This window comes from Micromonospora sp. NBC_01739 (assembly GCF_035920385.1).
Taxonomy (GTDB): Bacteria; Actinomycetota; Actinomycetes; order Mycobacteriales; family Micromonosporaceae; genus Micromonospora.
On record NZ_CP109151.1, the window covers coordinates 2,292,674 to 2,303,971 of the forward strand.

General features: G+C 68.7%; 6 protein-coding genes. 2 read left to right on the top strand and 4 right to left on the bottom strand.

Features of this window, described 5'->3' with window-relative positions; translation table 11 throughout:
* Genes OIE53_RS10115 through OIE53_RS10130 form a run of 4 tightly spaced genes read right to left on the bottom strand, consistent with a single transcriptional unit; the run spans position 1 to position 4,650 of the window.
* Positions 1-1,185 (bottom strand): substrate-binding domain-containing protein, encoded by a 1,185-nt coding sequence (locus OIE53_RS10115; protein WP_327026345.1) that lies wholly within the window; start codon positions 1,183-1,185, stop codon positions 1-3.
* An 11-nt stretch (positions 1,186-1,196) separates the two neighbouring features.
* Positions 1,197-2,171 (bottom strand): ABC transporter permease, encoded by a 975-nt coding sequence (locus OIE53_RS10120; RefSeq protein ID WP_327026346.1) that lies wholly within the window; start codon positions 2,169-2,171, stop codon positions 1,197-1,199.
* Positions 2,168-3,142 carry an ABC transporter permease gene (locus OIE53_RS10125; protein ID WP_327026347.1) on the bottom strand — a complete coding sequence of 325 codons (975 nt, stop codon included), beginning with the start codon at positions 3,140-3,142 and terminating at the stop codon, positions 2,168-2,170. The genes OIE53_RS10120 and OIE53_RS10125 overlap by 4 nt, the downstream gene beginning before the upstream one ends.
* Positions 3,139-4,650 carry a sugar ABC transporter ATP-binding protein gene (locus OIE53_RS10130; protein WP_327026348.1) on the bottom strand — a complete coding sequence of 504 codons (1,512 nt, stop codon included), beginning with the start codon at positions 4,648-4,650 and terminating at the stop codon, positions 3,139-3,141. Before OIE53_RS10130 ends, OIE53_RS10125 begins: the two co-directional genes overlap by 4 nt.
* A 508-nt stretch (positions 4,651-5,158) precedes the next feature.
* Between OIE53_RS10130 and OIE53_RS10135 the strand changes: the two genes are divergently transcribed.
* Together OIE53_RS10135 and OIE53_RS10140 are read left to right on the top strand one after the other, a co-directional pair.
* Complete coding sequence (locus OIE53_RS10135; RefSeq protein ID WP_327026349.1) at positions 5,159-8,689, top strand: ThuA domain-containing protein; 3,531 nt, start codon at positions 5,159-5,161, stop codon at positions 8,687-8,689.
* 357 nt (positions 8,690-9,046) lie between these two features.
* Positions 9,047-11,278, top strand: a complete 2,232-nt coding sequence (locus OIE53_RS10140; protein WP_327026350.1) for a cellulose binding domain-containing protein — start codon at positions 9,047-9,049, stop codon at positions 11,276-11,278.
* The last annotated feature ends 20 nt before the right edge of the window (positions 11,279-11,298 follow it).

Sequence of the window (11,298 nt, forward strand, 5' to 3'; positions counted from 1 at the left end):
CTACTTCCAGCGCTGGGGGTACCCGGGCAGGTCGGTGCAGCCGCACATCGCGTAGTGCAGCGGCGGCATGTCCGGGTCCAGGTAGCTGTCCAGGTTGTCCTGGGTGATCGTCGGCTGGGGCAGCTTCCACGGGCTGGGCACCGGCTGGCCGTCGAGGACCCGCAGGGCCGCGATGATCGGGGTGCGCCACTGGTAGGTCGGGTAGGTGGGTGCGATCGCGGTCAGGCCGGCCTCCTTCCACACCTTCAGGAAGTCGAGCTGGTCCTCACCGTTGATCGGGGGCACCGGCTTGCCGGCGTCCTGGAAGGCCTCGACGGCCGCCACCGCCACCGCCCCGGCGTCCATCCAGACCCCGTCGATGGTGCCGTACCGCTGGAGGTAGTCGTCGACGATCTTCTTGGTCTTGGCCGGGTCGCCGTCGGTGAACTCGACCCCGACCACCTCCACCCCGGCCTTGTCGAAGGCGACCTTGGCGGCGGACCAGCGGGTCTCCAGCACGTCCACCCCGGGCAGGATGCGCAGGGCCAGCACCTTGCCGCCGGGCTTCATCCGCTGGCTGACGAACTCGGCCCCGACGTGGCCGAAGCCGTACCCGCCGATGGGGTTGATGAAGGTCACCGGGCAGTCGGTGTCGACCCCCCGGTCGAAGACGATGACCGGCAGGCCGGTACGGCAGGCCGCCTCGACCGCCGGGGTCAGGGTGGCGGTCGTGTTCGGCGAGACGATCAGGGCGTCACAGTCGCGGCCCAGCAGGTCGTTGAGGTCGGCGATCTGCTTCTGGTCCTTGCCTTCGGCCTCGACGTGCACGAACTCCTTGATCCGGTCGGCCTGCGCGGCCACCTCGGCCTGCATGGTCTTGAAGCCGACCTGCCGCCAGGGGTTGTTCAGGGCCGCGTTGGAGAAACAGATCTTGTACGGGCCGGGCTTCTTGAAGGTCGTGGTCTCCGTCATGGTCGGGTTGAGGGCCTGCTCCCACGGCTTGTCGGCCGGCCCGGTCGCCGTGGCGTCCAGCAGGGCCAGTTCGGCGTCGTAGTCGGCCTGGTCGAAGAACTTCGACTGCTCGCCGGTGCCGGCGCCCGCCGGTGCGGAGGGGCTGCCCGATCCGGTGGCCACCGGGGTGTCCGTGGCGCAGCCGGCGAGGGTCAACAGGGTCACCGCGGCCAGCGCGGTCAGGCAACGTTTCAACGGAGGTCCCCTTATCTGGATGAGAGACGCCGGGCCGTGACCGCCACGGCGATCAGGATGATGGCGCCCTGCACGCTCGGCCGGAGCGCGCCGGAGACGCCGGAGAAGTTCATCAACGCGAAGAGCAGTTCCAGGGCCAGGGCGCCGAGCATCGCGCCGAGCACGGAACCCCGGCCGCCACCGAGGGCCACCCCACCGAGGACGACCGCGGTGATGGCGCCGAACTCCAGGCCCGCGCCGGCCTGGAAGGACACCCCGCCGTAGCCGCCGATCAGGATCGCGGCGACCGCCGCGGCCAGGCCACTGAGGACGAAGGCGATGGTGCGGGTACGCCACACCCGTACCCCGCTCAACTCGGCGGTGCGGGGGTTGTCGCCGACCGCGACCAGGGTCCTACCGAAGTCCGAGCGCATCAGCAGCATCGCGGCCGTCGCCAGGACCAGCAGGACCAGCAGGGCGTACGGGATCCGGCCTAGCAGCGGCACCTCCTCGACGGCGCGTCGGCCCAGTTGGCGGAACTGTTCGCTGAGACCCCCCTTGGGGGCGCCGTCGGACCACAGGTAGACCGCCCCGACGAGGATCAGGAACATCCCGAGGGTGGTGACGAATGAGGGCACCCGCAGCCGGGTGGTGATCAGACCGTTGACCAGGCCGACCAGGGCTCCTCCGGCGAGCAGCACCAGCACCACCGGCCATGTCCGTGACCCGTCGCTGTCGATCAGCCGGGCGGCGACCACGACCTGCGCGGTGACCAGGGATCCGACCGAGAGGTCGAACTCGCCGGAGACGATGACGAAGTACTGGCCGGCGGCGAGCAGGATGATCGGCGCCGACCGGCCGAGGAAGGACATCAGCGACGACGGGGTGAGGAAGTCGGGCTGCCGGATCCCGATGAGCACCAGCAGCACCGCCAGCAGCGCCAGGATCGGCAGGAGTCCACCGGGCCACCGCCACCGGGCGTGGCGGGCGACGGTCTGGGTGCTCACGGGGCCGCCTTCCGCAGGGTCCGCCGGGCGTAGACGGCCACCGCGGCGATGATGATCACGCCTCGGACGACCTGCTTGGCGAAGGAGTCCACCGCCAGCTGGTTGAAGATGGCGTCGATGCCGGCCAGCAGCAGCACCCCACCGAGGGTGCCGACCACCCCGCCCCTCCCGCCCGCCAGGGCGGTGCCGCCGATCACCACGGCCGCGATCGACTCCAGGTCGTAGAGGCCCTCCGTGCCGACCCGGGGTGCGCCGGAGCCGAGCCGGCTGGCCAGGTAGATCCCGGCCAGCCCGGCGCACAGCGAGCAGAGCACATAAGCGGTCACCCGGACCCGGTCGTTGCGGACCCCGGAGAGCCGGGCGACCTCCGGATCACCGCCGACGGCGATCAGGTGGTGACCGAACCGGGTCCGCGACAGCAGGAGCCAGCCGGCCCCGGCGACCAGGAGCAACAGCAGGAAAGCCAGGGGTACGGGTCCGACCCGCTGGTAGCCGAGGGTCTGCACCAGGGCCGGGGCGGTGCTGCCGGCCGGACCGTCGTACCTGCTGTCCAGGTAGCCCTTGAGCAGCAGCCCGACGCCCAGGGTGGCGATGAAGGAGTTGATCCGCAGGGCGGTGACCAGCAGTCCGTTGAACAGCCCGATGCCGGCGCAGACCAGCAGGGTGAGGCCGATCGCGGGCAGCAGGGCCCCGTCGCGGCCGTTCATCGTCTCGGCCGCCACCAGGGTGCTCAGGCTGACCACGTACGCCACCGACAGGTCCAGCGAACCGCCGAGGATGACCAGGGTCTGCCCTACCGCGACGAACCCCAGGCCGGTGGCGACATGCAGCAGGCTGACCGTGGTGGACTGGTTGAACAGTTGCCCGCCGTCGATCGCGACGACCAGCCAGCCGATCGCCAGGGTCAGGCCCAGGGCCACGAAGACCCCCGGCACCGGTCGGCGGGCGGGCGACAGGGGCAGGGCGCTCACGCCGCCGTCTCCCGTACGGTCCCGACCGCCAGGGCCAGCACGTCCTGCTCGGTGGCCCCGGCGGGCAGTTCACCGGCGATCCGACCGTCCCGCATGACGATCATCCGGTCGCTCATGCCGAGCAGCTCGGGCAGCTCCGAGGAGATCATCAGCACGGCCGCGCCGTCGCGGGCCAGTCGGCGGACCAGGTCATGGATGGCCGACTTCGCCCCCACGTCGATGCCCCGGGTGGGTTCGTCGAAGATCAGGATCCGCGGATCGACGGCCAGCCAGCGGGCCAGCACGACCTTCTGCTGGTTGCCGCCGGAGAGGTAGCGGATCTCCTGGTGGTCGCCGGCCGCGCGGACCTCGACGGCGGCCAGCAGGTCCCGCACCCGTACGGTGCGGGCGGCCCGGCCGGAGCGGCGGGCGAAGACCGCACGGCTGGCCAGCAGGGCGTTGTCGAGCACCGACTGGCGGGCGACGATCCCCTCACCCTTGCGGTCCTCGCTGACGTAGGCGATCCGGGCCCGCATCGCCGTACGCGGGGAACGGATCCGGATCGGGGTGCCGTCCACGGTGATCTCGCCCGTGCTGAATGGCACCGCCCCGAACAGGGCCCGGGCCAGCGCGGAGCGCCCGGAGCCTTGCAGGCCACCGACGCCGAGCACCTCCCCGGCGCGCAGCACCAGGTCGATGTCGCGCAACTTCCGGTTGCCGCCCCGGTGTACGGCCAGCCGGGCCGGGCCGATCTCCTGCCCGATGGCCCGGTCCGGGTAGTAGTGCGACAGCTCCCGCCCGACCATGTGCCGCACCAGGTCGGCGGGGGTGGTGTCCGGGGTACGCAGGGTGGTGACCCGTCGACCGTCCTTGAGCACGGTGATCCGGCCGGCCAGGTCGAAGACCTCGGTGAGCCGGTGCGAGACGTAGAGGATGCCGATGCCCTGCTCCTGAAGGCGGCGTACCAGGCCGTAGAGCAGGGCCACCTCGTGGTCGGCCAGGGCGGCGGTGGGTTCGTCCATGATGATCAGTCGGGCGTCCAGGGCCAGGGCCTTGGCGATCTCGACGACCTGCTGTTGGGCGACGCTGAGCCGGCTGACCGGGGCCTCGGCGGGCAGGTTCGTCTCCCCGACCGAGGCCAGCAGGCGTCGGGTCGAGTCGAGCATCCGCCGCCGGTCGACCAGGCCGCGGCGTACCGGCTCGTGGCCCAGGTACACGTTCTCCGCGACGGTGCGCTCCGGCAACAGGTTGAACTCCTGGTGGATGATGCCGATGCCGGCCCGCTGGGCCGCGCGGGGGCTGTGGAACACCTGTGGCGCTCCGGCCAGGTGGATGGTGCCGGCGTCCGGGGAGTACACCCCCGAGACGATCTTCATCAGGGTGGACTTGCCGGCGCCGTTCTCGCCGACCACGGCGTGCACCTCGCCCGCCGCCACGTCGAGGTCGATCCCGTGCAGGACCCCGACGCCGAGGAAGGACTTGCCGATGCCGCGGAGGGCGAGCAGGGCGTCCGAGCCTCGATCTGGCATCGCCAATCCTCACGCATAGTAGTCAGAGGCGAGGGCTTTCCACGGCTTCCGGCCATCCTCCGGCCGCCGACCCGCCCGGTTCCCGCCTAGCAAGCGGCACTTTGTGTGGTCGTGCTCAAACTTTCGCTTGACATGACCAAAACATCACACGTATGAAGATAGATGTTCGGGTATGAGTTCGCAATCCCCTACCTGGCAGCGGCTTTGGATCTAGCGACAGGCCAGGTGAGGGCGAATCGCGGTGCATCCAGAGGGCAGGTCACCGCCGTGCGCGGCACCGCGATGTTGTCGTTAACATATGCGATCTTCTATAAATAGAGCACCAGGCCCGACCCTTGACCACCACGGGACAGTCGCCGCCCGGGCATGACGCTGCGTGACCGCCGGCTAGGCCACCTGCCGGCAGGACGACGCGACGGTCGCCGACCCGCACCACACCACCACAGGTAGCTCCGCCCGCCCCGAAGGAGACGCTATGCGTCGCAGAACACCAATCGTCGGTGTGATCGTGGGTCTGTTACTGGCCCTCGCGCTGGTGAATCCCGCAACGGCGGCGCCCGCCTTCCGGGCGCTGTTGTTCACCAAGACCACCGGCTACCGGCACGACTCGATTCCCGCCGGGGTCTCGATGTTCCAACAGCAGGCCGCGGCCGACAACTTCGAACTGGTGCACAGCGAGGACTCGTCCGTCTTCACCCCGGCCAACCTGGCCACCTTCGACGTCCTCATCATGTTCCAGACCTCCGGCATGGTCTGGACCTCGGCCGCCCAACGCCAGGCCGTGGAGGGGTATCTCGCCTCCGGCAAGGGAATCGTCGCCGTCCACAACGCCACCGACATGGGCATCGAGGGCGAGTACCCCTGGTGGGACCAGACCATCAACGCCGGTGCCCACATGCCCGAGCACTCCCCCGGGGTGCTGCCCGGCACGGCGATCGTGGCCGACAAGAAGCACCCCTCCACGGCCGGCCTGCCGGACCGCTGGAACCGCAGCGAGGAGTGGTACAACTTCGACAAGAACCCCCGGGGCGACGTGCACGTGCTGGTCACCGCAGACGAACGGACCTACAACCCGGGATCCCGGGCGATGGGCCCGGACCATCCGATCTCCTGGTGTCGCAACGTCGGCGGCGGTCGGGTCTGGGCCACGGCCATGGGCCACGCCATCGCGTCCTACAGCGAGACCCACTTCCGCAACCATGTACTCGGCGGGGTCAAGTGGGCCGCCGGCAACCAGCCCGGCGACTGCGGCGGCACCGTCTGGGGCAACTTCGAGAAGCGCACCCTGGACGACAACACCGTGGACCCGATGGCGTTGGCGGTGGCACCGGACGGCCGGGTGCTCTACGTGCAACGCGGCGGCCAGCTCAAGATCTTCAAGCCGAGCACCAACAGCACGGTCACCGCGGGCACCCTCAGCGTCTACACCGGGGGCGAGGACGGGCTGACCGGACTGGCCCTGGACCCCAACTTCGCCAGCAACGGGTACGTCTACCTGTACCACTCACCGGCCAACAGCAGCACGGACATCAACCGGTTGTCCCGCTACACCCTGACCGGTGACACCTTGAACATGTCCAGCGGGGTCACCGTCATCGACATCCCCGCCTACCGGGACCGGACCTACCCGGAGCCCGGCCACACCGGCGGGTACATCGACTTCGGTCCGGACGGCAACCTCTACATCGGCACCGGTGACGACGTGGCACCGAACCTCGACCCGAACTGGCAGGGCTACGCCCCGCTGGACTGGCGGTCGGGCAAGCACATGCTGGACGCCGCCCGTACCGCCGGCAACACCAACGACCTGCGGGGCAAGCTGCTGCGGATCCGGCCCTCGGCCGGTGGTGGGTACACCATCCCGTCCGGCAACCTCTATCCGCAGGGCACCGCGCAGACCCGTCCGGAGATCTACGCGATGGGCTTCCGCAACCCCTTCCGGTTCTCCATCGACCCGGCCAACGGCTGGGTCTACCTGGCCGACTACGGGCCCGACCGCAATCCCCCGACCACCAACCGGGGCCCGGAGGGTCTCGTCGAACTCAACGTGATCAAGGCCCCGGGCAACTACGGCTGGCCCTTCTGCCACGGCGACAACCAGCCGTACGCGCCGTACAACCCGGACACCGGTGCGGTCGGCGCCAAGTTCAACTGCTCCGTCCCGGTCAACAACTCCCCCAACAACACCGGTCTGACCAACCTGCGACCGGTGGTGGCCCCCAACATCTGGTACGGCTACGGCACCTCGCAGACCTTCCCGGAGCTGGGCTCCGGGGGCTCGGGGCCGATGGGTGGACCGGTCTACCGGTACGACCCGGCGAACCCCTCGCAGACGAAGTTCCCGCCGTACTACGACGGGGTGCACTTCTTCTACGAGTGGTCCCGCAGCTACATCAAGGAGGTGCACTTCGACTCGGCCACCGCGGTCACCCGGACCAACCCCTTCCTGACGACCAGCCGGTTCAACAAGCCGATGGACCTGGAGTTCGGCCCGGACGGTTCGCTGTACCTGCTGGAGTGGGGCACCAACTTCGGCGGCGGCAACAGTGACTCCGGCCTGTACCGGATCGACTACGTGCAGGGTGGGCGCTCTCCGATCGCCAAGGCCACCGGCACCCCGACCAGCGGCAACGCCCCGTTGACGGTGCAGTTCTCCAGTGCCGGGTCGATGGACCCCGACCCCGGCAACACGCTCAGCTACCAGTGGACCTTCGGTGACGGCACCACCTCGACGGCGGCCAACCCGTCGAAGGTCTACACCAGCAACGGCAACTACACCGCCCAGTTGAAGGTCACCGACAACACCGGCAAGAGCGGCTTCGCCAACGTCCAGATCACCGTCGGCAACACCGCCCCGGTGGTCACCATCACCACCCCGACCAACGGTGGGATGCTCACCTTCGGTGACCGGGTCTCGTACCAGATCAGTGTCTCCGACCCCGGCGGGGACCCGGTCGACTGCACAAAGGTCTTCCTGAACCCCGCCCTGGGCCATGACGATCACGCACACGAGACCACGGACTATCCCGGCTGCTCGGGCACCATCCCGACCGACCTGCTCGGCGGGCACCCGGACGGGGCCAACCTGTTCTACGTGCTCAACGCCCGCTACACCGACAACGGTGGGGCGGGTGGGGCGGCGCCGCTCACCGGCCACGCGCAGGTGATCCTCCAGCCCAAGCACAAGCAGGCGGAGTACTACAGCAGCCAGTCCGGTACCCGGGTGATCGACCAGGCGGGCGCGCAGAGCGGCAAGCGGATCGGGGACATCTCCAACAACGACTGGGTGGCCTTCACCCCGATGAGCCTGTCCGGGATCACCACGGTCAGCTACCGACTCTCCTCCCCCTCGGGCGGCGGCACCATCGAGCTGCGGGCCGGTTCACCCACCGGCACCCTGCTGGCCACCACGCCGGTGCCGAGCACCGGGGGGTGGGACAACTACCAGTCCACCCCGCCGGTGAACGTCACCCCCCTGGCCGGTACGCACACCCTGTACCTGGTCTTCAAGGGCAGCGGGAACAACTGGTTCGACCTGGACTCGCACACCTTCGGTGGCCCCGGGGTCGGCACCGGCGGCCCGGTCACCCCACCTCCCGGTGACGGGGTGGCGGGCAAGACCTGGACGCTGACCGCGCAGCACAGCGGCAAGCTGATGGATGTCAGCGGGGTCTCCACCGCCGACGGCGCCCAGATCCACCAGTGGGCGGCCACCGGCGGCAACAACCAGAAGTGGCAGGCCGTCGACGCCGGTGGTGGCGCGGTCTATCTGAAGGCGGTGCACAGTGGCAAGTGCGCCGAGGTGATCGGTGGCTCCACCACGGCGGGCGCCTTCCTTCAGCAGGCCACCTGCAACAACAGCAACCAGCAGAAGTTCACCGCCACCCAGACGAGCACGGCCGGGGTCTACACGGTGAAGAGTGTGCCGAGCGGGCTCTGCCTGGATGTCAACTCCGCCGCCACCACCGACGGGGCCCGACTGTTGCAGTGGACCTGCCACGGCGGCACCAACCAGCAGTGGCGGTTCAGCGCGGCCTGACCGGCCACAGCTGACCGGTGACAGCACCGATCGGGACCGGCGTCGCACCACGGCGCCGGTCCCGACACCCGCTACGGCCGTGGACCATGTCGGTCATCTCGCGGACGCTGTGCCAGATCGTGAAGGTGGAAAAGGTGTGGCTGGGAGTGCCAACACCACGAAGGCATTTATGGGTTTGTATGGGATTTCCCCAGCCTGCCCCCCACCGCGCGACCCTCGTCAGCAAGACCCGCCCGCAGACGGGCGCTAGGCGGTTTCACAAGCGCTGGGGAGGAAACGATGCTGAGATTGCTACCGCGAAAACGCCGAGCACGACTCGGGCTGATCAGCGCCACGATCGCGGCTGTCCTACTGACAATGGGAGTCGTCCACACGGCCAGTAAAGCGGAGCATCCCGCCATACAGGAGAATCCCCTGACCTGGAATGCGCAGATCGTCGAGGCTCCGCGGCCATCGCTGGACGGGTGCTTCAACGCGACCTATCCCAAGGTCGAATGGCGGGAGACCGCCTGCGTGGATTCGCCGGCGATCCCGATGTCCCCGAACCGGGTACCGGCTGCGCGGCGGGACATCGGTGGTGGCACCGGGATGGGCATCGTGACGGAGCGACCCGCGGATGCCGGTGACATCACCAGGGCGACCGGCACGTTCGAAGACGTCAAGGACAAAGACCTGCTGACGGTGAACTCCTCCCCGACCAGCGGGCCGGTGATGGCGAACAGCTACACGCTCCAGCTCAACACCAACCGCCTCAAGGTCGAGGAGTGCGACAGTTCACCGACCCCCGCGTTGTGTGAGGGCTGGAAGCAGTTCATCTTCGCCAACACCCCGCAGACCGTTCCGAATGAGCTGCCCAGCCGTCTCTACATCGACTACTGGTTGCTGGCTTACAACCCGGATGCGAGCCAGGGCAAGCCCTGCCCGACGGACTGGACCGAGGTTCCGGACGACGGCGAGGTCCACTGCTGGCTGAGGCGTGAGAGGGCGGCGGGCCCGCTTCCCTACGTACCGATCAGGAACATCGCGCTTCCGGGCTTCAAGCTGGAAGCGGAGACGCAAACGCAGACGGTCGGCGCGGAAACCGTCGTCGTCGACGTGGTCACGTTCAACGATGGGAACCAGAACGCCGCCTCGACGTCCAGTTCGGACGTCTTTCATGTGCTGGACGTGCCGTCGCAGCCCGGCCAGGCGGGACCGGGATGGACGCAGGTCGAGTTCAACGTGTTCGGCTTCGGCAACGGATCCACAGCCGTCTTCAACAAGGAGGCCGACTTCAACCTTCGCACGACGATAGTCGACGGCAGTCCGACCAAGCCCATCTGCAAACAAGAGGGCTTCAGCAAGGAGAGGAACAACCTCAACTTCGGCAAGCCGAGTGCGACCCCCACATCGCCGGCACCGGCCCTCATCATCAACCAGGCAGCCAAGAATCGGGAGCTGGCGGGCTGCCTGGCCGCCGTCGCCGTCGGCGACACTCACCAGTACACCTTCGCCGGTACGTACTACGACTTCCAGGCTACGGGTGACTTCGTCGAGGCCCGGGCCGGTACCACGTTCGAGGTGCAGACCCGCAAGAAGTCTGGCGCCCCGACCCGGCCCAACGCATCGGTGAACCAGTCGGTCGGCGTGCGGATGGGCAACACCAGGCTGGCGGTGTGCTCCGGGACCCGTCTGGTCGTGAACGGAGTCGACACCAACCTGCCCTCCGGCGAATCACTGCTGCTTTCCACCGGAGTGGCGATCCACCGCGTAGGCGACGTCTACACGTTCCGGGACCCGTCCGGCAACCTCGTCCGCAGCACCGCCATCGCCGGCACCGTCCCGTACGTGAACCTGGGCATCAGCCTGGACTCCGAGACCCCGGCGGTGCGCGGCCTGCTGGGCAACCACAACGGTGACCCCCACTTTCTCGAAGCCAGCAACGGCGACCCCCTGCGCGTGCCGCTCTCCTTCGCCGACCTGTACGGGGTCTTTGGCAACAGCTGGCGGGTCAGCCACACCACCTCACTGTTGCGCTTCTGCGAAGCCGTCGACGTGGGCAACCCGGCAGCGCCCTTCTACTCCCACCACCTCCCCGCGAATGTTCTTCAACCGGCGAGGGAGTACTGCGCCACGCTACGCCTTGAGCCGATGTGGAATGTCTCATGCGAGCTGGATGTCGCCGTACTCGGCCGGCAGGCTGCTGATGTCTTCGTCGGACTTCCAAAGGCCGCGGTGGACGGCAACCCCGCGCCGCCATCCCCGTCCCCATCGCCCACCGGAGGCAACAGCGCCTGCCGGATCGCCTACACAGCCCACTCCAACCCGACGTCCGCCGGCTTCACCGGCAACGTGACCATCACGAACACCGGCAACACGCCCGTGCACGGGTGGACGCTGACTTTCTCGTTCACGAACGGGCAGCGGATCACCAGCAGTTGGAACGCCGGCGTGACGCAGTCCAACGCGTTGGTGACGGCACGGAACCTCAGCCACAACGGCACGCTCGTACCCGGTGCCTCCACGTCCTTCGGCTTCCTGGGCAATAGCGGCATCTCCAACCCGCCACCGGTGGGGTGGACGCTGAACGGCACCCCCTGCACCACCTGACCCCACGGGGGGTTGGTCAT

Coding starts and splice junctions, on each gene's coding strand:
- OIE53_RS10130 (WP_327026348.1), bottom strand. CDS start 4,650: ATGCCAGATCGAGGCTCGGACGCCCTGCTCGCCCTCCGCGGCATCGGC.
- OIE53_RS10140 (WP_327026350.1), top strand. CDS start 9,047: ATGGGAGTCGTCCACACGGCCAGTAAAGCGGAGCATCCCGCCATACAG.